The organism is Shimia sp. (assembly GCF_049116215.1).
Taxonomy (GTDB): Bacteria; Pseudomonadota; Alphaproteobacteria; order Rhodobacterales; family Rhodobacteraceae; genus Shimia.
The window spans coordinates 30,419-56,012 of record NZ_JAGDZB010000008.1 but is presented as its reverse complement, the minus strand read 5'-3'; the positions used below and the strand labels follow the sequence as shown (position 1 = coordinate 56,012).

Genomic DNA, 25,594 nt, shown 5'->3' with positions numbered 1-25,594 from the left:
ACACAAACATCAAAAAGCCGCGCTCGTTCAAAAGCGCGGCCTCAACGGTGTCAAACCCAAAAACTGGCTGACTTAATCGCCCAGCTTTGCGTGCACTTCATCCAAGTCAATTTCGCCAATTGGCAACTTGTTTCCAGGGTTTTCAAAGTCATATTTGAACAGCTGAAAATCACGCTTGTAGATTTCATAGACTAGATGCATCGACAAATCATCGAAATAGTCTTCCACTGGGTGAGCCCGCTTTGGCCCATGCCCTTCGGATTCATTGAACCGAGGAATCTGTTTCAGATCAACAGCATGTGGCGTTTCAATACTATTCAAAACGCCCTGCATTCCGTCGTTAAACTGCTCGGTCCAGAATATATTGTCATAGGCGCCACCGTTCACGATAAAGGTCGACACGTGGCCGGACATGGCGGACCAATGAATGTCTGGGTCCATTGGGCGCCGCCAGCGGATGGTGTCACGGGCAAACAACAAGAAGCGGCGGAAGCTTTGAATCTGGTCAAACTCCTGTTTGCCATCATCGCCACCCACTTCGATGCCGTATTTCTGGATCAGCATCGGCACCAAGTTACCCCGGTAACGCTTGCCGTTTCTCTGGATGCCGCAAATCTTGTCAAAAAAAGACGACAAAATACGCGTGTAGGGATTGCGTACGCAGGTGAACGCATAAGAGCGGTGCTCACGCACGTTATCTGTGATCGGCTTGTGGCTCTCTTCGATGGCCCACTTGTGCATGCCGCCTTTGGCATCGTGGATATCGCCGTCAAAGAACTCGCCATGGTCCGAGTAGAACATGATCTGGCCGATGGTGGAGCATGCGCATTTTGGCACAACTCGATACACCACACTTTCGCTTTCCGTCATCCAAGTGCCGGGAAATCCCATGTTTCTGCCTCCATAGCCGCCGTGGTTACTTCTTAGGTCACGGTCTTAGCGCGTATCAAAAAATTCCGAACAAAGCCTGTTTATTCAACGCGCATTCATCTTTAAATGGATAAACACAAGACGTCAAAGTGGGGATCGAAGAAGCTAGATGGCGAGAATTGCTTACATTCTTCTGTGCCACAAGGATCCTGAAGCGATCATTAAGCAGGCAGAACGGCTTACGGCAACAGGGGACTACATCTCCATTCACTTTGACGCCCGTGCAAAGCCTGAGCATTTTTCAATGTTGCAAGAGGTTCTTGGTCCAAACCCAAACGTTGCGTTTTCTGAGAAGCGGATCAAATGCGGCTGGGGGGAATGGAGCCTCGTTGAAGCTACACTTTATGCGGTGCAGACAGCGGTCAAAAAATTTCCGCGAGCCTCCCATTTTTACATGCTTTCCGGCGATTGCATGGTGATTAAGTCGTCGGAATACATCCACGAATTTCTGGACGACAACGACGTCGACTTCATTGAAAGTTTCGATTTTTTCGAGAGCGACTGGATAAAAACCGGTATGAAATCCGAGCGGTTGATCTATCGCCATTGGTTTAACGAACGCACCCAAAAACGCCGGTTTTACGCGACATTCAATGTTCAAAAAAAGCTGGGTCTGACCCGCGAAATTCCGGCAGATATTCAAGTCATGATTGGCAGTCAATGGTGGTGCTTGCGACGCCAAACCATTGAAGCCGTTCTACATTTCACCGAATCTCGTCGTGATGTGATGCGGTTCTTCAAGACAACCTGGATTCCTGACGAGACGTTTTTTCAGACCATTGTGCGCCATCTGGTGCCATCCACCGAAATCCGCACACGAACACTCACTTTCTTGATGTTCACGGACTACGGAATGCCGTTGACGTTTTACAACGACCACTACGACTTGCTGATCAGTCAAGACTATCTCTTTGCCCGAAAAATCAGCCCGGACGCTTTGGATCTTAAGGAACGGCTCGGCCAGCTGTATGCCGAGGAAGGCGTAAACTTCCAAATCTCGGCGGAAGGCCCGAGCTTGTTCAAGTTTTTAACCGGCCGCGGGCGACAGGGGAAACGCTTTGCCAGCCGCTTCTGGGAAACCGAAAGCTCGCTGGGACGCGACCGGGAACTGATGCTAATCAGTCTGCAAAAAGTGGCACGTTGCCAAGCGGTTGCTGGAAAAGGTCGATCAAGTCACGGACCGCCCGACCATTGCCTACCTGTTCAATGAAGAAGGCACACCTCTGCCCGATCTGGGCGGCATTCAATCGACGCTGGGCAAACGCACAAGGCACCGCCGTGCCTTGATGCGGATGCTGTTTGATTATTATGAAACCAATCGGCTTGTCGTCTGCCTGGACCCCAGCGCCATGGACCTGATGCAGGATTTCTTTGGCGACCGATCCACCACGAGAATGCTGGAAATACAATGTGATTTCACGGACGAGTACCTGACAGGCCATGCGATCCGCATTGGGCTCGCAGGGGAACAAACTTCGCCAGAAACACTGGAGCGGCTATTGCCCACCATCCGGCGCGATATCCTGAGTGAAAGTGATCGCATTCGGGACGCTGAGTTCGAAAACGTCAGCCGCATGGTGCAGTCCGGCAGCGAAGAGGAGCATGTTGCGGCGGTGATGGACTTCCTACATATCTCCGAAGATCAGGCGCGTGAAATTGCGCGAACTGAATATCTTTTTGCCGACTGATTGAGCTGGTTCAGGCGGTTAATTCTGCTGCCAAAAGCTCAACGCAAAGCCTGATGGCTCGCGTGGACATTGCCAGATCCATGGACGCGCCATACTCCTCCAAACCACTCTTTTCCGAAATATTTTCAGGTGATTGTGGGATGTGGACAAACCCACTCCGCAGGGCACCTCCACGCTTCTCCGCTGTGTGTGCGAGCGTGTAGATCAGCTGATTGCACAGGTGTGTCCCAGCCGAAAAAGAGAGGGCGGCGGGGATGTGGTTGGCGCGGAGTTTTTCCACCATTTCGACGCATGGGAGGGTGGCGTTGTAGGCGGCCTGGCCGTCCTCGACGATTGACGTGGCGCGCAGCTGGGCGCCGGTGACGTCGGGAACGCTGAAATGGCGCCAGTTGATGCCGACCATTTCCGGCTGCACCACCGCCGCGCCGGACACGCCAAGACCAATCCAGCCATCAGGTTGGTGCGCGTCCAGAAGGTGATTTACGTTATCTTGCAGGGCGTTAGTGTCAACTTCCAGCTCGACCGCCACAAGGTTGCAGCAGTCAAACTTTTCTTGCCCCAACCGCGCGGCGACCAAGGCGGCGGGGTTGTTTCTGGCTTTGGCCCAAGAGCCGTAACCGGACACCAGGATGGTTGGTTTTTGTGTCATTCTGCCCCTCAAAGGACGTCCCAAATGTACGAATTTGGGACGTCGGTATTACGTCTGTATCGCGACTGTATCACGGAGGTGCGTATTTTGGCGCCTAGAGCGCGCCAAAACCGCCACCGCCGGGCGTTTTCATCACAAACACATCCCCAACTTCAAGGTCTGCTTGGTCATTGCCTTGAAGAGCAACAACCGCACCGTCGACACGCACAACGCTGTTTTCACCAACCGCGCCTGAACCACCGCCCTGCGCGCCATGAGGCTGCACAACTCGGTGCGATGACAACACGGTCACGGTCATTGGCTCGTTAAACCGCAAGCGGCGCACAATGCCGTTGCCGCCGGATGTTTGCCCCTGCCCGCCGGACCCGTGACGGATCGAAAATTCGTCGACGCGCACCGGGAAGCGGGTTTCCAGAACCTCAGGATCGGTCATGCGGGTGTTGGTCATATGGCTGTGCACCGCGCTGGTGCCGTCAAAACCGTCCCCTGCCCCTGTACCGCCACAGATGGTTTCATAGTTCTGACGCGTGTCGTTGCCATAGACAAAGTTGTTCATGGTGCCTTGACTGCCGGCAATCACGCCCAGCGCGCCATAGAGCGTGTCGCAGATCGCCTGACTGACTTCGGTGTTGCCAGAGATCACCGCAGCTGGATAGCGCGGATTGATCATACTGCCTTCGGGCACAATCAAGCTCAGCGGCTTCAGGCACCCTTCGTTCATCGGAATGTCGCTGCCCACCATGGTGCGGAAGACGTAGAGCACCACGGCCCGACAGATCGCCATGGGCGCGTTGTAGTTCAGCGGGCTTTGATCGGAGGTGCCGGTGAAGTCGATGGTGGCGCTGCGCGCGGCCTTGTCTACGAAAATAGCCACCTCGATCTTGGCGCCATCATCCAGTGGATAGGAGAATCTGCAATCATGCAGCACGTCCAGCACACGGCGCACGCTTTCTTCGGCGTTGTCTTGCACGTGCCCCATGTAAGCCTGCACCGTTCCGTGGCCAAACTGCGTTGTGATCTTGCGCAGCTCGGATGCGCCGGTTTCGTTGGCCGCAATCTGTGCTGCAAGATCGGCCATGTTCTGATCAACGTTGCGACACGGATATGGGCCGGAGGCCAGCAACTCACGCGCGGCCTCTTCGCGCAGGGTGCCACGATCCACCAACAGGAAGTTGTCGATCACGATGCCTTCTTCATCAATCGTGCGGCTGTCGGGCGGCGCGGAACCCGGGGTCTTGCCGCCAATGTCGGCGTGGTGGCCACGGGACGCCACGGTGTAGAGGATGTTTTCCCCCGCCGCGTCAAACACAGGGGTGATGACAGTCACATCCGGAAGGTGGGTGCCGCCGTTGAACGGGTTGTTCATCATGAACACATCACCCGGACGGATTTTGCCTGCATTGGTGTTCAGCACCGTGCGCACACTTTCCGACATGGAACCGAGGTGCACCGGCACGTGGGGCGCATTGGCCACCAGGTCGCCATTTTGGTCAAACATGGCGCAAGAGAAATCGTAACGCTCTTTGATGTTCACCGAATAGGCGGTGTTGGCCAAAGTGGCCCCCATCTGTTCAGCAATCGACATAAAGAGATTGTTGAACACCTCCAGCATGACCGGATCCACCGAGGTGCCAATCGCCTCTTTGCGAGCCAGCGGTACAATGCGTTTGAGCACGAGGTTGCCGCCTGCCGCACAGGTGGCCTGCCACCCGTCTTCGATCATATTAGTGCCGGTGGGTTCTGTCAGGATCGCTGGACCGGTGACACTGTCACCAATAGCCAGGGTAGTACGATCAACCAGAGGAATGTTCTGCCAACCACCATAGAGGTGGAACGGCACAGTTGCGTCTGTGCGCGTGCCACCAGTGGGGTTGGGCATGGTCACAGGCTCGCCGGTTTGGCCCACGGCCTCTGCCTCCAACACGTCGATGATCAGGTCATCGGTGTCCGGCGCAAAACCAAAGCGTTGTTTGTGGGCGGTGATAAAGTCGGCACGCATTTTATCGGCGTTGCCAAACTCCACCGGCAGGCTTTGCTGTGCACCCTGCGGACGGATATGGGCGCGTTGCTCCACGATGATGTCCGCTTCGGCCACACCCTGGCTGGCGACTTCAGTACGGGCGGCGGCGGCGATTTCCGCCAGCTGCTCCGCGGCGTTGCTGTCTTCCAACGCGCAGCCCAGCTGGGCCTCGCGCATGGCGCGGATGTTGGCCAGCCCCATGCCAAAGGCAGAGAGCACGCCAGCAAAGGGGTGGATGAAGATGCTTTCCATCCCCAGCGCATCGGCCACCAGACAGGCGTGTTGACCGCCCGCGCCGCCAAAGCAGTTCATGGTGTAGCGGGTGACGTCATAGCCACGTTGCACCGAGATTTTCTTGATCGCGTTGGCCATGTTTTCCACCGCGATGCGCAGGAAGCCTTCGGCCAAGTCTTCCACCGATTTGTCGGTGCCAATCTCAGCCTTCAGCGCTTCGAATTTGGCGCGCACGGCGTCCGCGTCCAGCGGCAGGTCGCCATTGGGGCCAAAGACATGCGGGAAGTGATCCGGGTGCAGTTTGCCCAACAGGACGTTGCAATCGGTGACGGTGAGCGGGCCGCCGCGACGGTAGGCACAGGGTCCGGGATTAGCGCCTGCACTTTCTGGGCCCACCTGCATGCGGCCGTCGCGATAGGACAGGATCGAGCCACCGCCTGCTGCAACAGTGTGAATCGACATCATCGGGGCACGCATGCGCACGCCGGCAACCTCGGTTTCAAAGGAGCGTTCGTATTCGCCCGCGTAGTGGCAGACGTCGGTGGAGGTGCCGCCCATGTCAAAGCCGATGAGTTGGTCAAAACCCAGTTCGGCCGCGGAGCGCACCATGCCGACAACGCCGCCGGCGGGACCGGACAAAATAGCGTCGCGGCCCTGAAACAGGCTGGCGTCGGTCAGGCCGCCGTTGGACTGCATGAACATCAGACGGTCACAGCCCCCCTGATCGGTGCCCAGCGCATCGGCGACCTGATCCACATAACGGCGCAGGATCGGCGAGAGATACGCGTCCACCACAGCGGTGTCGCCGCGCCCCACCAGCTTGATCAGCGGGCTGGCCTCATGGCTGAGAGAGATTTGAGAGAAGCCGATGCCCTCGGCCAGTTTGCCAAGCCGCTGTTCATGGTCCGGGAAGCGGTAGGCGTGCATCAGCGCGATGGCAACAGAGCGGAAGCCTTTGGCGTGCGCCTCAGCCAACGCGGCGCGAGCGGCGCTTTCATCCAGTTCTGTGATGATGTTGCCGTCCGCATCCAGACGTTCGTCGATTTCGATGACCTCATCATAGAGGAGTTCCGGCAGTTGGATGTCGAGGTCGAAAAGTTTCGGGCGATTCTGATACCCGATCCGCAGCAAATCGCGCAGACCTTTGGTAATCAGCAGCACCACTGGCTCGCCTTTGCGTTCCAAAAGTGCGTTGGTCGCAACCGTTGTGCCCATTTTTACAGCAGCGATTTTGCCTTCGGGAATCGCTGTGTCGGCGTCGAGTTTCAATAGCGTGCGGATGCCGTGCACCGCCGCATCCCGGTAGATTTCCGGGTTTTCTGACAAGAGCTTATGGCTGTGCAGCGCACCGTCCGGGGCCTTGGCCACAATATCCGTGAACGTGCCGCCACGGTCGACCCAAAACTGCCACTTCTCTGCTGGTTGCGTGGACATGCCGTTCTCCTCGAATCAACTTTACTGTTGCTTTATGTTTATAACGCTGACAATTTGTCAACGTAATGTAATTATCAGAATCGTAAAAACGAACAGGGAGCAACCTATGAAACATGTAATCGCCTTCACGGCGGCGTTGACCTGCGCCGCCCCTGCATTTGCTGATGCCTGGGACATGCCAACGCCCTATGGCGACAGCACCTTCCACACCCAGAACATCGCACAGTTTGCTGATGACGTACGTGAGGCCACCAATGGCGATCTGGACATCACCCTGCACACTGCGGGCTCGCTGATTCCGCACGCAGAGATCAAAAACGCTGTGCGTTCACGTCAGGTGCCTGCTGGTGAGTTCTTCCTGTCCCGCCTGTCCAACGAAGACCTGGCCTATGGCATCGACAGCCAGCCGCTGGTGGCGACGTCTTATGACGAAGCCAAGAAGCTGTGGGACGCGCAGAAGCCGGTTGTGACCGAGCTGCTGGCAGAGCAAGGCCTGGTGCCATTGTTTTCCGTGCCATGGCCAGCGCAGGGTCTCTATACCAATGGCGAAATTGCCACTGTCGACGATCTGAACGGTCTGCGTTTCCGCGCCTATAACGCCGCGTTGGAAGAGTTTGCCACGCTGGCCGGTGCCGCGCCGGTACAGGTGGAAGCCTCCAACATTCCTCAGGCGTTCTCCACTGGTCAGGTGCAGGCGATGATCACCTCGCCCTCCACTGGCGTAAACTCCACCGCCTGGGATTTTGTGACCCACTACAGCCCGATCAACGCGTGGGTTCCTAAGAACATCGTGGTTGTGAACCAGCGTGTGTTTGACAAGCTGAGCGACGACACCAAAGCGGCTGTTTTGGCAGCGGCAGCCACCGCGGAAACCCGCGGCTGGGAGATGTCTGCAGCGGAAGCTGAAGCAAAAACCGCGGAGCTCGCAGCAAACGGCATCACCGTTTACGAGCCAAGCGCGGCATTGGTCGAAGGCCTGCAGGGCATCGGCACCAAAATGCTGGACAACTGGAAAGGCAATGCCTCTGACGCTGCACTGTCGATCCTGACCACGTACCAGCAATAACCACCACTCACGAAAGACCGGCGACACCCCGTGCCGCCGGTCTTTTTGTATCACCAAACCGATGGGGAGAGGTTTGTATGCACCGTTTTCTAAACGCAACTTATAAGGCCGCAGGAATGTTCAGCGCCTTTCTGATCCTGGCAATTTGCCTGTTGATCAGCGCGCAGATCGTACTCAATGGCGTGGGCCGTTTGATGCCCGGTGTGTTGCCCTCGACCATCCCATCATACGCAGATTTCGCCGGTTTCATGCTGGCGGGAGCCACTTTCCTGGCGATGGCTTACACGCTGCGTTCTGGCGGGCACATCCGCGTGAACCTCGTGGTGCAGCGCCTGTCTCCCCGCGTTGTCCTCATTGCTGAATTCCTCGCCCTCACCGTGGCCAGTGTCTTTGTCAGCTACGCGCTCTACTTCAGTGGTGCTTTGGTTCTGGAAAGCCTGCATTACGGCGATGTTTCCAATGGCATCATCCCCGTGCCGCTTTGGCTGCCGCAATCCGCCATGACTTTTGGTATTGGGTTGCTGCTTGTCGCCCTGCTCCACACGCTTGGGGAGCTGGTGACAACAGGCTCCCCCGTTCTCAACACCCCAGACGAGGTTTAAGACATGGCTGATCCTCTTATTGCTCTGGTCCTGTTGGGGCTGCTTCTTCTGTGTTTGGCGGCAGGTCTTTGGGTGGCTTTGTCCCTTGGCGCTGTGGCGCTTGTTGCGCTGTTGGCCTTCTCCAACGCGCCGGCTGGATTGGTATTGGCCACCACATTCTGGGGGCATTCCCACAGCTGGGCACTCACCGCCCTGCCCTTGTTTATCCTGATGGGTGAAATCCTGTTACGCTCACGCCTGAGCAACGACATGTTCTCCGGTCTTGCTCCGTGGCTTGGCCGCGCACCGGGACGGCTTTTGCATGTGAACGTCTTTGGCTGCGCAATCTTTGCGGCCGTGTCTGGCTCTTCTGCTGCCACCGCCGCCACGATTGGCCGGATGTCGGTGCCCGAGTTGACCGAGCGCGGATACCCGCAGAGCCTGATCCTTGGCACATTGGCAGGCTCTGCCACGCTGGGCCTGCTGATCCCGCCGTCGATCATCTTGATTGTCTATGGCGTGGCGACTGAGCAATCGATTGCGCGCCTGTTCATCGCAGGCGTGTTGCCCGGCGTTATGCTGATCACCCTCTTTGCAGGCTATGTGGCGGTGCGCGCCTGGATGAACCCGGAATTGATCCCACAAGAAGCCAAACAGTTCAGCTTTGCAGAGCGCATCAAAGCCTCCCGCAACCTGATCCCCGTTGCATTGCTGATCATTGGTGTGATTGGCTCCATTTACACCGGCCTCGCCTCCCCAACAGACGCGGCGGCTTTGGGTGTGGTTCTGGCGACCCTGCTGGCGTGGCTATCAGGCGGGTTTAGTTGGAAGCTGTTTATGGATGCGCTGCTGTCAGCCACGCGCACCTCCTGCATGATTGCCTTTATCCTACTGGGTGCGGCTTATCTGTCTGTGGCGATGGGCTTCACCGGTCTACCACGTAACCTTGCGACCTGGATCGCCGAGATGAACCTCTCCGCGCCGATGTTGCTGTTTGCGCTGACCATCTTCTTCATCATCCTGGGCTGCTTCCTGGACGGTATTTCGGTGGTTGTGCTGACTACCTCCATCATCATGCCAATGATCGCCGCCGTGGGCATCGACCCGCTGTGGTTTGGCATCTATCTGGTGATCGTGGTGGAGATGAGCCAGATCACCCCGCCGGTGGGCTTCAACCTGTTTGTCATCCAAGGCATGACCGGCATCAACATCCTGGAGGTGGCCAAGGCGGCCTTCCCCTTCTTCCTGTTGCTGCTGGTGGGCGTGGGTCTGATCGCGGTATTCCCGCAGATCGTGACCTACCTGCCCGAACTGATGAGCCGCTAAAGCGAGGCGGCCGCCCGGCTGGCCTGATCATATTGGCCGGACAACAAACGCAGACTGGAGGCGATGTCACGCATGTCGTCTCCGGTCATATCAAGGCGCGAGAGCCCCTCGACAAAGCAACGATCCCGCACGGTGCGATAGTCTTCACACAGCGCAATTCCAGTTTCAGAGGGACGATAAAACACCTCTTTGCCGCGTTTCTCGGATTCAATCAGCCCCATTTTCAACAGCTTTTTGAGCGCGTAGTTGACGGTATGACTGTCCTCGATATTGAGCAGAAAACCAATATCCGTCAGACGCTTATCCCGATCCCGGTGATTGAGATTGTGCAGCACCAAAATTTCCAAAGGTGTCATATCGGCATTGCCCGCCGCCGCCATGCAGCGGGTCATCCAACGCGAAAAGGCGTTATATGCAATGATCATGCCGTATTCGACTTCCGAGGCTTCCCAGCCGTCGCCTTCGGCGAGATGGCGCGAAGAGACAATGCGTCGTTTTTCCATGGTATGACCCCATCATATCGGTAAATTGCCAGCGTGTTCTCAGCGTACCCCCATGATTGCGGACATGCAAACCCAGTAAATCCTGTACGTTTTTCGGCAAACACCTGACTCACGTCATCGGTTGCCAGCTTGGACTTGCGCGCTATGCTGCCAAGCCACGGTGCCTGCCCTTCGGCCAAACGGAGAGATTGCATCGGCTTGGGGAGGCATACAGTGACAAATTTGATGTGGAAGGCGATGCCGTGGCTCAAAGGCCCCATGACATTTGCGGCCTGTTTCCTGAGCATATTCGGCACAACTTTACAGGCGGAACAACTGCGTGTGCTGACCTCCATGCCCCCCAGCTTTTACCAACCATTTGTGACAGCGTTTGGCGCGCGTTTTCCGGATGTCGAAGTGGCCATGCTCAACAAAAACACCAATGCCTCCGTGGATGAGTTGCTGCGCGGCAATGAGCGGCAGTTTGATGTGTTTTGGTCCTCGTCTCCGGAAGCGTTTGAGCTGTTGCTCCAAAATGGACATTTGGCGGTGTCAGAAACTTCCGGGGCGCCGGAGGTATACTCCTTTGCCTACTCTGCCTTGGGCTGGACCCAAAAACGGTCTGGCCCGGCGGCCAAAACCGCAGGCTGGGACGCGCTTTTGTCATCCGACAGAACCGGCACCATTGCGATGGCACGGCCCTCGCGCTCCGGCTCGACCCATATGATGCTGGAACGCACGTTGCAGGTGCGCGGCTGGCAGGAAGGGTGGGCCTACCTGCTGGAACTGGCCGGCAATCTAAGCACCATCACGGCGCGCAGCTTCACCGTGTTGGACGGCGTCGCCAATGGACGGTTTGATGTGGGTCTGACAATCGATTTTCTGGCCCATGCCCGGACAGAGGACAATCTGGCGTTTGTCTATGGCACACCGGTGATGGTCACCCCCGCGCGGGTAGGCATTCTGGCGGGCGGGAACGCACCGACCGCGGCGCGCCACTTTGTTGACTTTGTGATTTCCGACGCCGGCCAAAGGCTGCTGACCGCGCCTGATATTGCCCGCACGCCGCATTCCGCCAGCATTCGGGCAGAAGCCACGGCGCCGTATCATCAGGTCTTGGAGGATGCGCTGACGTTGAATTGGCTGGAATATGATGCGGCTCTGGCCAGTGAACGGTATTGGGCAGTGAATGCCTTGTTTGATGCCTTTGTATTTGAGGTGTTTGAGACACGTCGAGAGGCTTGGCGCCGACTGCGGGCCCTGGAAGCTCAACGGGAAGCGCCCACAGTGGAGATGCACAGAATTCGACGCCTTTTGACATCCATCCCAATTGGGGAGGCCGATGTTGGCAACGAAGGACAGACCACCAGTGGCAATGCTTTTGCCACCCTGTCGGACCAACAGAAAGACAGCGTGCAATCTTGGCGCACGGCGTCGCAACGCAGTTTGCACGAGGCCGATAGTTTGTTGCGCGTTTTGGAACAGCGGGTTGCACAAGACGTGGTGCGCGACTGATGCGGGCGGTTTTTACCAAACGCCCACGCGCGTCGGTCTGGAACCGATTGTTGCTCAGCATTTCCGGGATCATTTTGATTGTCTGGTTGGTACTGGCGGTCTCAATTGTATTCTTCCTAAAAGCCCAGCGCGACTATGCCGCCATCGCCTCAGAACAAATCCCAGCATTGGCAGCGGTGAGCGCCTTGGCCGAACACTCGGCACAGCTCTCCACCATGGCCACGCAGATTGTGGGGCAGAGCACAGGTACAAACACCGGTGGCGAATTTCTGGACATCAAAAAGGCGCTGTTGGGCAGCCTGGAGGCCATTACACAGACCAACGAAACCCATGAAGCTGCTGAGGTGGTGGCTCATGTCACAGACGAGTTGGGCCACATTCAGGCGCTGCAAACGGCCATTTCGCAGGCGGAGCGACAGATGGGCACGCAGCTCAATGCGCTGCGGTGGCTCAATGCGGATGTACAGGATGAGGTGGATCCGCTTCTGAGTGACTTTTCCTTCAACATTGCGCTGGCCATGAGCAGCATCGTCAACAGCGCCGACGCCAATTTCCGCGCGCGCCAGGCGGTTTTGATCGAAGGGGAAGCCCGCCAAAGGGACACAGTCCGGCGTTTGGGAGACGGCACCGCCAATGTCGCCACCCTAGTGTTTCAGGCAGCTGTTGCGGAAAGCCTCCCCCGGCTGCAACAACTGCGTGGTTTGACTGATGACGCACTGGTCCGCATGTCGCTGTTGCAACAACAATTGCCCCACAAACCGGAGTTGGCCACATTGCGCCAATCGGTTGATGCGTTGGTGCCGGTGGCCACCAGCAAGACAGGGGTGTTCAGCCTGCGTCGCACCTGGCTGGACGGACAGGCGCAGATTCTGACCAGCCTCTCCACGTTGCAGGCCGATCTGAGTAAACTGCAATCGACCCTGTCCACGGCAGGCGCAGAGCAACGGGCGCGCATTCTTGACGACACCGATAAAGCCCGACGGGCGTCTGCTGTCGCAATCCGTTGGCTGGTGGGTTTGACCCTGTTGGCCGCCATAGTGGGGGTGGTGGTTTTGTTTGGCTATGTGCGCAGTGGCATTGTGCGCCCGCTGCGGCAAATGACCAAAAACCTCAGCGACATTGCACAAGGTCAGAATCTAAAACTGCCACCAAACAAAGAAGACGACGAGATTGTGCAGCTTTCGGTGGCGATTTCCGAGTTTGAGCGTTCCATTGAAACACGTGACGCCGCTCTGGCCTCACTTGAAGGGGAGGTGCAGGAACGCCGCCGCGCAGTAGAGACTCTCAAACAAACGCAGATGGAATTGATCCAAGCTGGGAAGATGGCCGCGCTGGGACAGATGTCGGCCGGCATTGCCCATGAGCTGAACCAACCTCTGGCCGCGATGCAGCACCGGTTGCAATTGCTGGACGGCTATGTGGCGGAAGGTGATGCCGAGATGACTGCGCGGCAGTTGTCACGTCTGGATGGTTTGATAGAGCGCATGACCCGCACCATTGCCTATCTGCGCAACTTTGCGCGACGCTCGGAATTCAGCGAAGACAGGCTTCCGTTGGATGAACTGGTGAGCGACTCTCTTGCGCTCTTGAAAGCCAGGATTGCGCAGGAGGCCACCGAGATCACGGTGACGGATGACCTGCCCCAATTGGCTGTGATCGGGGATAAAATCCTGATCGAACAGGTGCTGGTCAACATCCTCTCCAACGCGCTGGACGCCACCCAGCAAGCAGAGCGGCCAAGCCAGATCACCATCAGCGCCCAACTGATCGACAATGCCGTGCATCTCACGGTGCGCGACAATGGCGCGGGATTTGACCTGATCCCCGCTGCCGAGGCGCTGGACCCCTTTGTGACCACCAAGGAGGTTGGAAAGGGGCTGGGATTGGGGTTGTCGATTTCCTACAACATCATGAAAGACCTGAACGGCGACTTGCAACTGAGCCCCAACACGGATGGGCCGGGCGCAACGGCAACGCTTGTTCTACGCACAGGGGGAGCAGATGCAGTCGCAGATAATTTTGGTGGATGACGACGACGATCTGCGCGACGCGGTTCTGGACACCTTAGAAAAGCATAAACTGGCCGCCAAAGGGTTTGCCCGCGCGGCGGACGCTCTGGAAGCATTGGACCCGGAGTGGCCCGGTGTGGTGCTCAGCGATATACGCATGCCCGGCATGGATGGGCTGGCCTTTCAGGAAGAAGTCAAACGGCTTGCGCCGGATGTGCCGGTGATCCTGTTCACCGGACACGGGGATGTGCCGGTTGCGGTGCAGGCGATGCGCAACGGGGCCTTTGAGTTCTTGGAAAAACCGGTGCATCCAGATCACCTGCATCAAGTGGTTTTGCGCGCCTTAAAGATGCGCAGCCTGCAGGTAGAACTGACCAACCTGCAACACAAGACGCGCGATACGTTGCCGTTGGAAGAACGGCTAGTTGGGCGCTCCAAAGTCATGCGGTTTGTGCGACGCGACCTGCAAGCGGTGGCGCCCTTGCAAGTGGATGTGTTGTTGTGGGGGCAAGATGGCACCGGCAAGACCGCCGCCGCGCGGGCAATCCACGATCTGTCCCCCAATGCAGGTGGTGCCTTTGTTGTGGTGAACTGTTCCGCCGTGTCGCAAGACACGATTGAGCGCACGTTGTTTGAAGAGGGTGGCGCGGTGGCGCGGGCATCAGGCGGCACCTTGCATTTGCAGGATGTCGAAGCCCTGTCCGATCAACTGCAGGCGCAGTTGCTGCGGATTTTTGACAGCAGGGATGCGCCGCGTGTGGTGGCGTCGGTCAGTCAGAAGCCAGAGGAGCTTCTGGCCGAGGGCAAGCTGCGCAGCGATTTGCTGTACCGGATCAATGTGGCCCAGATTGAGATGCCGCCGCTCAAAGAGCGTGGGCGGGATGTATTTGTCCTGCTGGACCACTTCATTCAGCGCGCCGCCGCACGCCATGGCAAATCGCAAAAGGCGCTGCCGGTGCCGGATCTGGATGCGCTTGGCAAATACACCTGGCCCGGCAACGTGCGGGAGCTGCGCAATGTGGCTGAAAAGCTGGTGGTGGGCCTGACCGTACGTCTGGACGAACGGGCCTCAGCAGCCGTCACGGAAACCTATGACGAGGCCATGCTGCGGCACGAGCGCGAGCTGCTCAGCAACGCGCTGATTCAAAGCGGTGGACGCAAGGCGGCGGCGGCAGAGTTGCTTGGTGTCCCGCGCAAGCGGCTTTACCTGCGCCTAAAGCACTGCGGCATCGATTGAAAATCGGTCAAATTTGACACAATTGCACGTGTCAAATTTGACCCAAACCCACAATCAAAACGGTTTCGAAATCATCCGTTGAGCCAATTCATATTGGCTCGCTAGGGTTTGGCCATTGTTGGGCTATACTTGTGATGCCCATCCATGGGAGGAAAATATGAAACGAACTTTTCGCGCATCTGTGGCCGCTCTGGCCCTGAGCTCCGCATCCGCAGCCTTTGCGGCGGACAAGGTGGTTGTGGTCACCTCGTTCCCCAACTCGATGACCGGTCCAATTGAGGCGGCTTTTGAAGCGGCCAACCCGGGCATTGATCTGGAGATCCTGAACAAGAAGACCTCCGCAGGTGTGAAATACATTCAAGAAATTTCAGACGCCAACACGGCGGACATCTTCTGGGCCTCCGCACCGGACGCTTTTGAAGTGCTCAAAGGTGACGGGCTGCTGGCCTCGGTCGAGATCAACTCCGACGGCATTCCGGAAAAAATCGGTGCCTATCCGATGAATGATCCAGACGGCAAATATTATGGCTTTGCCGCTGCCGGGTACGGCATCATGTGGAACGACCGCTACCTGAAAGCCAAGAAACTGGCGCCTGCCAAAAACTGGGCAGAGCTCAAAGACGCGGCCTATCATGGCCACGTTGGCATGTCCGCGCCATCGCGCTCCGGCACCACCCACCTGACTGTGGAAACAGTACTGCAAGGCGAAGGCTGGGACAAAGGCTGGGCCGAATGGAAATGGATTGGCGGCAACTTCTCCACCGTGACCGAACGCTCCTTTGGTGTGCCGGATGGCGTGAACACCGGCAACTTCGGCCTCGGCATTGTGATCGACTTCTTTGGCTTCAGCTCCAAAGCCTCCGGTTTCCCGGTTGATTTTGCGTATCCTGAGGTCACAGCCCTGGTGCCCGCCAACATCGCAGTGGTGAACAACGCACCAAACGAGACAGCTGCCAAAACCTTTGTGGAATACCTGCTGACCCCTGCCGGTCAGGAAGTGCTGCTGGATCCGGCGATCATGCGCTTGCCCATCAACCCAGCGACTTACGCAAGTGCACCAGAAGGCTTCCCAAACCCGTTTGAGGATGGCTCCATTGGGGCGGCTGTGAAGTTTGACGTTGCCAAATCCGGTGCACGTTACAATCTGGTGAACTCTATGTTTGACGTGATGATCACCTACCGTCTGGACGATCTGCGTGCCGCCGTTGGTGCGGTTCAAGTTGCTGAGGCCAAGCACGCCGGTGGGGACAATGCGGAGGCCAAAGCGCTGATCGCAGAGGCCCGCGCCTTGATCGACGCCAACCCGATCGACGAAGCCAAATCCCTGGATCCGGAGTTTGCTGGCATCTTCACCAAAAAGCGTAAGAAAGCCACCGACACGGTTGGCGAGCGCCAGGCCGAAGTTGAACAGCGCTGGGACGCTATGGTGGTGGAAAACTACCGCAAAGCCAAAGAGCTGGCTGACAAAGCCTCCGCTCTGTAACGCACCTCCCGCGGGGCGGCACCATGCTGCCCCGCCCTTCGCGCTGTGGTGCAGGTCACTCCCCGGCACCAAAGCCACTCTCCTCTAAATTCTCGGGTAATTTCCCATGTCGAATGCCTCGCCGCACTCCACCGGCGGTCAGTCTCTGCTTGACCGTCTTCCGGCGTCGATCTTTCCGCGCGTCACCGGGCTTCATGCCGCCGCGCTGATCATTGCCATCCTGCTGATCGGTCTGCTGATCATCCCCGTCCTTCAGGTGATCTACGTTGCCTTTCTGGACCCCAACACCGGCGCGTTGACGCTGCAGAACTTTGTGGATTTCTTCCGCACGTCGCTGTTCCGTGAAAGCTTCTGGAACTCGTTTTACGTCTCCGCCATGTCTGTGGTCTTTGCCACCGTCATCGCCCTGCCCTTGGCGTACATCACCACCCGCTTTAACTTTGCCGGCTCGGTGGTGATCCAAAGCCTAGGTTTCATCCCACTAATCATGCCGCCGTTTGTCGGCGCGGTGGCAATGCAGTTGATTTTCGGCCGCAACGGCACGCTCAACCTGCTGATGGAAGAGAAGTTTGGCATCAACCTCCCCTTTATGGAGGGGCTCAACGGCGTCATTCTGGTGCAGTCGATCCATTACTTCCCGTTTATCCTGATCAACCTCTCCACCAGCCTGCGCAACATCGACCGCTCGATGGAAGAGGCTGCGCAAAACCTTGGCTCGCAAGGCATGCGTCTGTTCCGCCGGATTGTGTTCCCGCTGGCCATGCCCGGCTATGTGGCGGGTGCCGCGCTGGTGTTCATCAAGGTGTTTGACGATCTGGGCACCCCCCTGCTGCTCAACGTGAACAACATGCTCGCACCACAGGCCTTCCTGCGGATCAGCTCGATCGGGATCAGCGACCCGATGGGCTATGTGATCAGCTTTATCCTGGTGGCTTTCTCAATCTTCTCGCTCTGGGCGTCCTTCCTTGTGATGCGTGGCAAAGACTACTCCACGGTTCAAAAGGGTGGCGGCGGTCTGTCTCGGCGTGACCTGCGCACCGGGGAGAAGATTGCCGCCTTCGCGGTTGTGGCCTTCATCCTCATTCTGGTGCTGAGCCCACACATCGGCCTGACACTACTCAGCTTTGCCACCATCTGGAGCTTTGCGCCGCTGCCTGACGGGTTCACCATCCAGAACTACATCGTGATGTGGGAGAACTCGAAGCAGTTCATCACCAACACGGTGATCTATGCGGGCATCGCAGCTGTGCTGGATGTGATCATTGGCACCGCTATTGCCTATATCGTGATCCGCACCGGCATCTGGGGCCGCAAGTCTCTGGACTACCTCGCGACCGCCGCTTTGGCTGTGCCGGGTGTCGTGTTGGGCATTGGTTACCTGCGGGTGTTCCACTCCATCGACATCCCATTCACGGATAAGCCGATGGCGAGCTGGTGGGTGATCATTGCGTTGGCCCTGATGATCCGACGTCTGCCTTATGCATTGCGTGCTTGTACCGCCGCGTTGCAACAGGTGTCGCTCGCTTTGGAAGAAGCTGCGGAGAGCCTTGGCGCAACCAAAGGGTCCACCATCCGCCGGATCGTGATCCCGCTGATGTCGGGCGGCATTCTGGCAGGCTTTGTGACCTCCTTTGCCACTGCGGCGGTGGAACTCTCAGCCACCATCATGCTGGTGAGCTCAGAAAGTGACGCGCCGCTCGCCTATGGCATCTACCTCTTTATGCAAACGCCGTCCGGACGTGGCGCTGGCGCAGCCCTTGGTGTGGTTGCAGTCATCATCGTCGGCCTCGGCACCTTCCTGTCGCAGCTGATGATTGAGCGTGACAAGAAATTCAAATCCACGGATCAGTCGCACTAAAGGTGCGGGAGTATAGAACTATGACAAATCAAATGGTCGGAATTGAAATCAACGATCTGCACCTTTCCTTTGGAGACACCGAGGTGTTGACCGGGGTGAACCTCGACATTCAACCGGGCGAATTTTTCGCCTTCCTCGGCCCCTCCGGCTCTGGAAAATCAACACTCTTGCGCTCCATTGCGGGGTTTGGACCAACACCGCAAGGCAGCATCCGCATTGGTGGGCGCAATGTGGTCAACCTGCCGCCGTGGAAGCGTAATGTGGGTATGGTGTTCCAGTCGTACGCGCTGTGGCCACATATGTCGGTGCGCGACAACGTCGGCTTTGGTCTCAAGGAACGCAAAATGCCTGCATCGGAGATTGCGCCAAGGGTAGACGCCGCGCTGGACCTTGTGGGGTTGAGCCATCTGGCTGACCGGATGCCCAACCAACTCTCCGGCGGACAGCAACAGCGGATCGCCTTGGCGCGCACTGTGGTTGTGGAACCGGAAGTGTTGTTGCTCGATGAACCACTGTCCAACCTGGACGCCAGCCTGCGGGTGCAAATGCGCCGCGAATTGCTGGCTCTGCAACGCAAGCTTGGCCTGACCACCATCTTTGTGACCCACGATCAGGAAGAGGCCAACACCACTGCCGATCGCATGGCGGTGTTGGACAAAGGCGTGATCCAACAAATTGGCACACCACAGGTTCTGTATGACACGCCGGAAAACCTGTTTGTGGCGGAGTTCCTTGGCACCGCCAATATCCTAGGTGGACAGGTGGAAAGCGACGGCAGCGCCAAGCGTTTCCGCACCAGTGCTGGCGATGTGCTGCCGCTCAGTGACGGCCACGCAGGGGCGGGTTCCATTGTTCTGCGACCTCAGAACATGCAGATTGTGGATCAGGCAGGCGCTGACACCCTGCCCGGCACCATCCTGCACCGCGAGTTTATGGGCAGCCAGGTGCGCTACATCGTGCGCACTTCCGGAACAGAGATGATTGTCGATCAGTTCCACCACGTGGGCCATGACTGGCATGACACCGGCAGTGATGTGCACCTGAAGGTCAACACCAATGAAGCGGTGATTGTTGCCTCATGAGTTTTACGTACTCCGGCCCGCGCCTGCTTTTGTTGCGTCACGGCGAGACGGAATGGAACCGGCAGGGCCGGCTTCAGGGCCGCAAAAACTCACCACTCACGGACCTGGGGCGGGCGCAAGCCCGCCAACAGGGAGAAATCCTGAAACAGATCAATGGCATTGAACGCTTTGATGCGGTGTGCAGCCCCTTAGGTCGCGCCCAAGAAACCGCGCGCATCGCGCTCGGGCCTGTTGGCAAACTGCCCCGGCTGGATCCTTTGGTGGCAGAGATCAATGCTGGCGCCTGGGAAGGCAAAACTTACCGGGACATCGTGGGGTCTGACGACACCTTTGAAGACAGCGAGATGATGCGGCTCTTCCTGACGGCACCTGGAGGCGAAGGCTTTGACGTGCTACGCGGCCGATGTGCGGCTTTTTTGAGTGAACTCGAGCGCCCAACCATCCTTGTGTCCCATTCCGTGACGCTTTGTATGATCCGCGGTCTCATTCGTGGCCTATCACAAAAAGACATAGAGGCCTTGGATCGTCCGCAGGGCGTGGTTTACGACGTAAAAATGGGACAAGAAACGCTCTGGTCGCCACATGGCGTTCCGACTACCTGCGCCTGAGGCCATCAGGTCGAAAGGCCAAATGGACCTGTTGCGCTTTGGTGCCGCTCCGATTGCTCACTTAAGCGGCCTTTCGTTCGAAGGCCAAGGGGCATTTCCATCCGAGGGCTGAATGTCGGCGGCGCGGATTATAGGGCCCATTGATTTAATCGAAGGTGGCCATTTCAGCGTCGCGACGCGCCCGCCAAGATTGCGGCCACAGCAATTCAGCCTTGATTGTCTTGAAGTAGGCTTCGACCGCTGCAGGCGGCTGGCTGGACGGTTACGGAAAGCCCGTAAGCCTCCGGGACTGACCTTCATGACGTTACACAGCCGGTAGGTGAGAAAGCTGTTACGGGGTGCCTCGATGAACCTAAACCTCATGGCTTTTGGCGCGCGAAATGTCTGACGTCGGCGCGAAAGGGTCCAAATTGGGTTGTTCACTTAGAGAAGGTTTGTTGCTCACCGTAACCACACAGGAGTGGCCGATGAGAAAACCACTTAGATGGACAGCACTGTCCAATACCATGGTGTCGAGTTTGAAGACGCTTTGCCGATTGCCGAGGCGGTAAAGCGGCGGCGCCTCGAGGCTTAAATTCAGCAAACCGTCTTTCCGTCGCTGTCGAAGAAATGAATTCGGTCAGTCGGGAAACTCAAGCCAACTCTGTCGCCCGATTTCAAACTGGTTTCTCCAGATACGCGGGCGGTTAATTTCCCCAACGCGCCACAGTCCAAGATGACAAAACAGTCGGCGCCTAGATACTCGACGACATCAATCACACTGTCCAACGCGCCCTCTCCAACAGACACAATTTCCATGTGTTCTGGGCGAATGCCAAGCTGGGTAGCTTCGCCAGCACCCTGATAGTCGCCGCCACGCCCGCCAGGGAGGCTATACGAAGACCCTTTTACGCTGCATGGAATGACATTCATTTTTGGTGAGCCAATAAACTGCGCCACAAAAAGATTGGCAGGACGTTCATAAAGTTCCCGTGGCGAGCCGACCTGTGCAACTTTGCCAAATTCCAGGACCACGATCTTGTCCGCAAGCGTCATCGCTTCGACCTGATCGTGCGTCACATAAATCATCGTTGATCCAAGGGATTGATGAAGTTTGGCAATTTCGTAACGCATCTCCACCCGGAGTGCCGCGTCCAAATTCGACAATGGCTCGTCAAACAAAAAGGCCGTGGGGTCGCGTACTATTGAGCGCCCGATCGCAACCCTCTGACGTTGGCCGCCAGACAGATCCTTGGGGCGTCGGTCGAGGTATTGCTCCAGCTTCAGCACACTGGCTGCATGATTGACCTTTTCGTCAATCTCAGACTCGGGTGCACCAGCGGTTTTGAGCGAGAACCCCATGTTGTCGCGCACGCTCATATGCGGATAAAGCGCATAGCTTTGGAACACCATTGTCAGGCCACGTTTTGCCGGTGGCTCGGCCGTCACGTCGCGACCGTCGATCCGAATGGCTCCGCGTGAGGTCTCCTCAAGGCCACCGATCATCCGCAGCAGTGTGGATTTTCCGCACCCGGACGGGCCGACAAAAATGACAAATTCGCCGTCCTCTATGTCAAGATCGATGCCTTTGATGACTTGGACATCGCCAAACCATTTTTCGACGCCTTCAAGCTTGATCGATCCCATTAGAACGCTCCTTTTGGACGTGACGGTGAGGCCCAGCCCAGCCATACAGCCGCAGTCCAAGTGAATGTGCCCCCACCTGCGGCGTCTCCTGTAAGAGGGTCGAAATATTCGGCAAAACCGTATTCACGGATCAAGTCAGCCGTGGATGTGCGCAGATTTTCTGCTCTTTCAACAAGGCCGCAGTCCTGTAAGCCAATCCCGATGAGCGCGTTCATGATGCCCCAGGTTGGCCCTCTCCAATAGCGTTTGGGATCAAACCGGTCAGAGCTAGGGTCGTGGCTGGGAACCGGATAGGTGCAGACCGACGTGATGCGGTCATATTGCGCTTCCATGGCCGGGTTTTGGATACCGGCGTACCAACACAGAAAGGAGGCGTTGGATACGCAGTTGGCCCATTGGCCTGAGCGCACGTCGCGCGCGTCATAGCTGGCAAGTTCGGCGTTCCAAAGCGTCTCGGCCCCGGCCTCCAAAACGGCGATTGCAGCTTCGATTTCGCTGACGTCTTCTTTCAGAATACGGCCCAGCGCCGCCAGGTCACGCTGTGCGCGCAAAAGGGTGAATGTCATTGTCGGGTCGGCCACGCGGAAGGGGTTTTGCTCCAGCAAGGCCGCCTCATCCCAGTTTAAACGACGGCCCAGTCGCACCAACCAGACATATCTGTCGTAATCGTACTTCGTGGGGCGCATCTCCGGATCAACGTGGAAGGTGTCTCGACGAGTGTAGTCCCCAACATCTTTGGGATCGATGCCCGCCATCGCCCCATCCCAATCTGGCGTGTTATCTCGGCCTGCTTCCCATGGATGCGTGATACAGACAGCGCCCTGATCCAGACGCCATTCCATGAACCACCGGTGCCACGCCAGCATCTTGGGATAGAGACGAGCCACCACTGGAAGGCCGGCCTCTGGATCAAGATCAAAAATCCGCCGCGCAAAACTCGCGGCGACAGGTGGCTGGCTGATGCCTGATGAGGCGACGGGCCCTATGCCGCCCCACACCTCAGGTCCCGGAAAGTAGCCGGGATCAGGGCGATGAAACAGAATGTGGGGCACCATGCCATTGCCCCATTGGCCTGAGAACAAAGTCTCAATTTCATCCCAGCCTCTTTCGACATCGAAGGTCGCAAATCCCCAGGCGGCAAAGGCGCTGTCCCAGTTCCATTGATAAGGGTATAATCCAGCGGTCGGCACGGTGTATCCGCCGCGATCATTGCCGCGCAAAATCGCGCGCGCTTGTTCATCCATATCTGGCATAGCTTGCGCGTTCATCCTTTCACGCTCCCTGCAGTAAGACCTTTGGTCATGAATTTCTCCAACCCGAGGAACAAAACCATGACCGGCACGGTCGCAATGACCGCCCCTGCCATCAGATGTTCGCGGGGAATTTCTGAGCTGTTAAGCATGGCGACGCCACGCGTTAGTGTGAATTTCGAAGGATCGTCCAACAGCATGAAAGCCAGCAGGAACTCGTTCCAGGCAATCATGAAGACATACAGGCTCACCGATGCCAGCGCGGGCAAAGCCAAAGGCAGTGTGATTTTCCAGATAACCTGCAGGCGGTTCAAACCGTCCATAAGCCCCGCTTCTTCCACCTCCGGCGGCAAGCCACGAAAATAGCCTTGCAACATATAGAGCGCCACGGGGATCGTTGTGACCGGATAGATCAGAATGATGCCGATCACCGTATTGCGCAGGCCAGTGACAGAAAACGCAATGTAAATTGGCAACGCCAAAACGATCATTGGCACCATGTAGATCAAGAGAATTGAGCGCGAGAAGGCCTTTTGACCGCGAAAATTCAAGCGCGCGACGGCGTAAGCCCCTGGGATGGAGAACGCGAGCGTGATGAGAACAGTCAGCACTGAGACATAGAAACTGGTCCACATATAGGTGCCAAAATTGAAGTCCCGGAACAGCTCATAGTAGCTGCGAAACAGGGCCGCGCCTTTGTCGAGATCCAGCGAGAAATCCAGCGGATTTTGCAGAAGGTCTGATTGGGACTTCAGCGAAGTCATCACCATCACATAGAACGGGATCAACACGATTGCGGTGAAGAAAATATAGCCAAACCCAGTCAAAAAACGGATCCAGGCCTCTTCCATTTCATGCCGCGACAAGCTGCCAAACGGCACGTCTGCCATGATCGCGACAATTGACCAGCCCATCACAAGGGCAAGCATGATTGCGACAAATCCCTGAGACGTTGCGGTGCTTTGCATCACGGTCGGGCCAAACCCGGTGAGGGATATTGCAAAAACAAAAACCGAGATCATGGCAATTTTTGTGATTTTGTTTTGGGGCATCACTGCGATCCAACCTGCCAGAGCTCCCAAAACCAATGATGATGCCAACGCTGGTCTAAACGCGTCGCCGGTGGCGAAGGACATTGTGACCGACATGGTGGTCGCGAGGACAAAGAGCCAAATTGCGCCGATGACGGGGCCACTCACATATCCATACCGTAAGAGGCTCATAGCCCTTCCTCCCGGCTGATAAACTTGAAGAAGAAAACACTGAACACCAACAAACAGCCAAAGATGATAACCGCCACCGCAGCACCCGCACCGATGTTTGAGACCGCAAACGCTTGTTCATAGACGTTAACGGTCAATGTGCGTGTTCCTGCGTTGCCGCCAGTCAACAGGAAGATGTCGTCAAACTTGTTGAACGTCCAAATGAATCGCAGCAGGAAGAGGACCGACAGGATGCCCAACAACATTGGCAAACTCAGGTACCAAAATTTCTGAAACGGCGAGGCTCCGTCCATATCGGCGGCCTCGTACATGTCGGTGTCGATTGATTGAAGCCGTGCAAGGATGAACAGAAAACTGAGCGGGAAATAGCGCCAGATTTCAAACACAGTCACCATGATGAGCGCGAGCGGCCGCTGTCCAAAGAAGTTGATGGCCTCACTGGTCACTCCCATCTGCAGAAGCAGCGCATTCGCAGACCCCGAGAACGGATCAAACAGGTTGACCCAGGTAAATGCCACCGCGATCACCGGGGCCACATATGGAAACAGGTAGAGCCCGCGCAGGATGCCCTGCCCCCGGAAACTCTTGTTTAAAAGCAGTGCTGCAAACAGGCCTAAAAGCAATGCCCCAACGGTACCAAACACTGTGTAAAAGATCGTGACCCACATCACCGACCAGAATTCGTCCCCGTCAAAAACCTTGGCGAAGTTGTCGAGCGTAAACTCGAAGTTTGTCAGGATAGACTCTGCGTTGCCCTGCACCTGCGGTTTGTTGCCTTCGGCGGCGTCTTCCGCCGTATCTTTGTCGGCGCCATCAGCTAACGCAACCGGCACACGCAGCCGTTCATTGAAACCAGGTTCTAAAGTGCCCAGGTCACAGGCAAATACGGTGCCTTCCAAATGACATCCTGCAGGTAAGTCGCCGGCAACAATCAGACTTTCAGGCCAGGTGTCACGTATCGTGACGTCGGTTATTTCCGTTTCTTGGCTCGAATTTCGCAACCGATATTCGATCCGTAAGTCGTCTCCCGATCCACGCAAACTCTCGCGCAACACGGGTGCAGGAGGTCGCAGGTCGGCGAGTCCAATGGGCTTAAAACTGATCCAGAAAATCGCAAGCAGCGGTAAAATCACCACCAACGACACCATCGTGATCGTTGGCAACAGCAAAGACCACGCCAGCCGGGCTTCGCGCTTTGCCAGCGGGCCGCGCCCTTTAGGAGGGGTTGCAATGTTCATGAAGGTCTCCGGTCAACCCATTGGTCGGAATAATTGGTATCCCTACCCCGACAGA

At 57.0% G+C, this 25,594-nt stretch carries 18 protein-coding genes and 2 pseudogenes; 11 read left to right on the top strand and 9 right to left on the bottom strand.

Translation table 11 applies throughout. The features are described 5' to 3' along the window. Positions 1-72 precede the first annotated feature (72 nt). Entirely contained in the window at positions 73-891 is an 819-nt protein-coding gene (locus JXR15_RS20620; protein ID WP_422055079.1) for a sulfotransferase family protein, read from the bottom strand. Positions 892-1,039: 148 nt separating this feature from the next. Between JXR15_RS20620 and JXR15_RS20615 the strand changes: the two are divergent. Further along, positions 1,040-2,618: pseudogene (locus JXR15_RS20615) on the top strand (DUF5928 domain-containing protein). Between the two features lie 10 nt (positions 2,619-2,628). On the opposite strand, the gene JXR15_RS20610 reads toward JXR15_RS20615, so the two are convergent. Together JXR15_RS20610 and JXR15_RS20605 are read right to left on the bottom strand one after the other, a co-directional pair. Next, a complete protein-coding gene (locus JXR15_RS20610) occupies positions 2,629-3,267 on the bottom strand; it encodes a hypothetical protein (RefSeq protein ID WP_422055078.1) in 639 nt (212 codons plus the stop codon). 94 nt (positions 3,268-3,361) lie between these two features. Then, positions 3,362-6,955 carry a hydantoinase B/oxoprolinase family protein gene (locus JXR15_RS20605; protein ID WP_422055077.1) on the bottom strand — a complete coding sequence of 1,198 codons (3,594 nt, stop codon included), beginning with the start codon at positions 6,953-6,955 and terminating at the stop codon, positions 3,362-3,364. A gap of 106 nt (positions 6,956-7,061) precedes the next feature. Between JXR15_RS20605 and JXR15_RS20600 the strand changes: the two genes are divergently transcribed. The 3 genes from JXR15_RS20600 (at position 7,062) to JXR15_RS20590 (ending at position 9,928) form a co-directional block, all read left to right on the top strand. Then, on the top strand, positions 7,062-8,021 hold the full coding sequence (locus JXR15_RS20600; protein WP_422055076.1) for a TRAP transporter substrate-binding protein: 960 nt from the start codon (positions 7,062-7,064) through the stop codon (positions 8,019-8,021). A 77-nt stretch (positions 8,022-8,098) separates the two neighbouring features. Continuing rightward, positions 8,099-8,623 carry a TRAP transporter small permease gene (locus JXR15_RS20595; RefSeq protein ID WP_422055075.1) on the top strand — a complete coding sequence of 175 codons (525 nt, stop codon included), beginning with the start codon at positions 8,099-8,101 and terminating at the stop codon, positions 8,621-8,623. Positions 8,624-8,626: 3 nt separating this feature from the next. Next, on the top strand, positions 8,627-9,928 hold the full coding sequence (locus tag JXR15_RS20590; protein ID WP_422055074.1) for a TRAP transporter large permease: 1,302 nt from the start codon (positions 8,627-8,629) through the stop codon (positions 9,926-9,928). Here the strand turns inward: JXR15_RS20590 and JXR15_RS20585 are convergent. Then, a complete protein-coding gene (locus JXR15_RS20585) occupies positions 9,925-10,431 on the bottom strand; it encodes a winged helix DNA-binding protein (RefSeq protein WP_422055073.1) in 507 nt (168 codons plus the stop codon). The genes JXR15_RS20590 and JXR15_RS20585 overlap by 4 nt on opposite strands. Positions 10,432-10,644: 213 nt before the next feature. Here JXR15_RS20585 and JXR15_RS20580 point away from each other — a divergent pair, with 213 nt between their 5' ends. From JXR15_RS20580 to JXR15_RS20550, 7 genes are all read left to right on the top strand, one after another. After that, positions 10,645-11,925, top strand: coding sequence for an ABC transporter substrate-binding protein (locus tag JXR15_RS20580; protein ID WP_422055072.1), 1,281 nt, complete (start codon positions 10,645-10,647; stop codon positions 11,923-11,925). Further along, positions 11,925-13,955, top strand: coding sequence for an ATP-binding protein (locus JXR15_RS20575; RefSeq protein WP_422055071.1), 2,031 nt, complete (start codon positions 11,925-11,927; stop codon positions 13,953-13,955). The genes JXR15_RS20580 and JXR15_RS20575 overlap by 1 nt, the downstream gene beginning before the upstream one ends. Continuing rightward, on the top strand, positions 13,927-15,171 hold the full coding sequence (locus JXR15_RS20570) for a sigma-54-dependent transcriptional regulator (protein ID WP_422055070.1): 1,245 nt from the start codon (positions 13,927-13,929) through the stop codon (positions 15,169-15,171). Before JXR15_RS20575 ends, JXR15_RS20570 begins: the two co-directional genes overlap by 29 nt. 157 nt (positions 15,172-15,328) lie before the next feature. Beyond that, positions 15,329-16,654, top strand: coding sequence for an ABC transporter substrate-binding protein (locus JXR15_RS20565; RefSeq protein ID WP_422055069.1), 1,326 nt, complete (start codon positions 15,329-15,331; stop codon positions 16,652-16,654). 106 nt (positions 16,655-16,760) lie between these two features. Next, complete coding sequence (locus JXR15_RS20560; protein WP_422055068.1) at positions 16,761-18,512, top strand: ABC transporter permease; 1,752 nt, start codon at positions 16,761-16,763, stop codon at positions 18,510-18,512. 20 nt (positions 18,513-18,532) lie between these two features. Beyond that, a complete protein-coding gene (locus tag JXR15_RS20555; protein WP_422055067.1) occupies positions 18,533-19,594 on the top strand; it encodes an ABC transporter ATP-binding protein in 1,062 nt (353 codons plus the stop codon). Next, on the top strand, positions 19,591-20,202 hold the full coding sequence (locus tag JXR15_RS20550) for a histidine phosphatase family protein (protein WP_422055066.1): 612 nt from the start codon (positions 19,591-19,593) through the stop codon (positions 20,200-20,202). The genes JXR15_RS20555 and JXR15_RS20550 overlap by 4 nt, the downstream gene beginning before the upstream one ends. A gap of 61 nt (positions 20,203-20,263) precedes the next feature. On the opposite strand, the pseudogene JXR15_RS20545 reads toward JXR15_RS20550, so the two are convergent. From JXR15_RS20545 to JXR15_RS20525, 5 genes and pseudogenes are all read right to left on the bottom strand, one after another. After that, positions 20,264-20,446: pseudogene (locus JXR15_RS20545) on the bottom strand (IS3 family transposase); the annotation flags it as partial. A 332-nt stretch (positions 20,447-20,778) separates the two neighbouring features. Beyond that, positions 20,779-21,828, bottom strand: coding sequence for an ABC transporter ATP-binding protein (locus JXR15_RS20540; protein WP_422055065.1), 1,050 nt, complete (start codon positions 21,826-21,828; stop codon positions 20,779-20,781). Further along, the gene (locus tag JXR15_RS20535) at positions 21,828-23,096 is read right to left on the bottom strand and encodes an MGH1-like glycoside hydrolase domain-containing protein (protein ID WP_422055064.1); all 1,269 of its coding nucleotides are present in this window, start codon (positions 23,094-23,096) and stop codon (positions 21,828-21,830) included. The genes JXR15_RS20540 and JXR15_RS20535 overlap by 1 nt, the downstream gene beginning before the upstream one ends. After that, positions 23,093-24,301 carry a carbohydrate ABC transporter permease gene (locus JXR15_RS20530; protein WP_422055063.1) on the bottom strand — a complete coding sequence of 403 codons (1,209 nt, stop codon included), beginning with the start codon at positions 24,299-24,301 and terminating at the stop codon, positions 23,093-23,095. Before JXR15_RS20530 ends, JXR15_RS20535 begins: the two co-directional genes overlap by 4 nt. Next, positions 24,298-25,539 carry a carbohydrate ABC transporter permease gene (locus JXR15_RS20525; protein ID WP_422055062.1) on the bottom strand — a complete coding sequence of 414 codons (1,242 nt, stop codon included), beginning with the start codon at positions 25,537-25,539 and terminating at the stop codon, positions 24,298-24,300. Before JXR15_RS20525 ends, JXR15_RS20530 begins: the two co-directional genes overlap by 4 nt. Positions 25,540-25,594: the final 55 nt, after the last annotated feature.

Coding starts and splice junctions, on each gene's coding strand:
- JXR15_RS20530 (WP_422055063.1), bottom strand. CDS start 24,301: ATGAGCCTCTTACGGTATGGATATGTGAGTGGCCCCGTCATCGGCGCA.
- JXR15_RS20590 (WP_422055074.1), top strand. CDS start 8,627: ATGGCTGATCCTCTTATTGCTCTGGTCCTGTTGGGGCTGCTTCTTCTG.
- JXR15_RS20585 (WP_422055073.1), bottom strand. CDS start 10,431: ATGGAAAAACGACGCATTGTCTCTTCGCGCCATCTCGCCGAAGGCGAC.
- JXR15_RS20555 (WP_422055067.1), top strand. CDS start 18,533: ATGACAAATCAAATGGTCGGAATTGAAATCAACGATCTGCACCTTTCC.
- JXR15_RS20600 (WP_422055076.1), top strand. CDS start 7,062: ATGAAACATGTAATCGCCTTCACGGCGGCGTTGACCTGCGCCGCCCCT.
- JXR15_RS20550 (WP_422055066.1), top strand. CDS start 19,591: ATGAGTTTTACGTACTCCGGCCCGCGCCTGCTTTTGTTGCGTCACGGC.
- JXR15_RS20525 (WP_422055062.1), bottom strand. CDS start 25,539: ATGAACATTGCAACCCCTCCTAAAGGGCGCGGCCCGCTGGCAAAGCGC.
- JXR15_RS20595 (WP_422055075.1), top strand. CDS start 8,099: ATGCACCGTTTTCTAAACGCAACTTATAAGGCCGCAGGAATGTTCAGC.
- JXR15_RS20570 (WP_422055070.1), top strand. CDS start 13,927: ATGCAGTCGCAGATAATTTTGGTGGATGACGACGACGATCTGCGCGAC.
- JXR15_RS20610 (WP_422055078.1), bottom strand. CDS start 3,267: ATGACACAAAAACCAACCATCCTGGTGTCCGGTTACGGCTCTTGGGCC.
- JXR15_RS20560 (WP_422055068.1), top strand. CDS start 16,761: ATGTCGAATGCCTCGCCGCACTCCACCGGCGGTCAGTCTCTGCTTGAC.
- JXR15_RS20565 (WP_422055069.1), top strand. CDS start 15,329: ATGAAACGAACTTTTCGCGCATCTGTGGCCGCTCTGGCCCTGAGCTCC.
- JXR15_RS20575 (WP_422055071.1), top strand. CDS start 11,925: ATGCGGGCGGTTTTTACCAAACGCCCACGCGCGTCGGTCTGGAACCGA.
- JXR15_RS20605 (WP_422055077.1), bottom strand. CDS start 6,955: ATGTCCACGCAACCAGCAGAGAAGTGGCAGTTTTGGGTCGACCGTGGC.
- JXR15_RS20535 (WP_422055064.1), bottom strand. CDS start 23,096: ATGAACGCGCAAGCTATGCCAGATATGGATGAACAAGCGCGCGCGATT.
- JXR15_RS20540 (WP_422055065.1), bottom strand. CDS start 21,828: ATGGGATCGATCAAGCTTGAAGGCGTCGAAAAATGGTTTGGCGATGTC.
- JXR15_RS20620 (WP_422055079.1), bottom strand. CDS start 891: ATGGGATTTCCCGGCACTTGGATGACGGAAAGCGAAAGTGTGGTGTAT.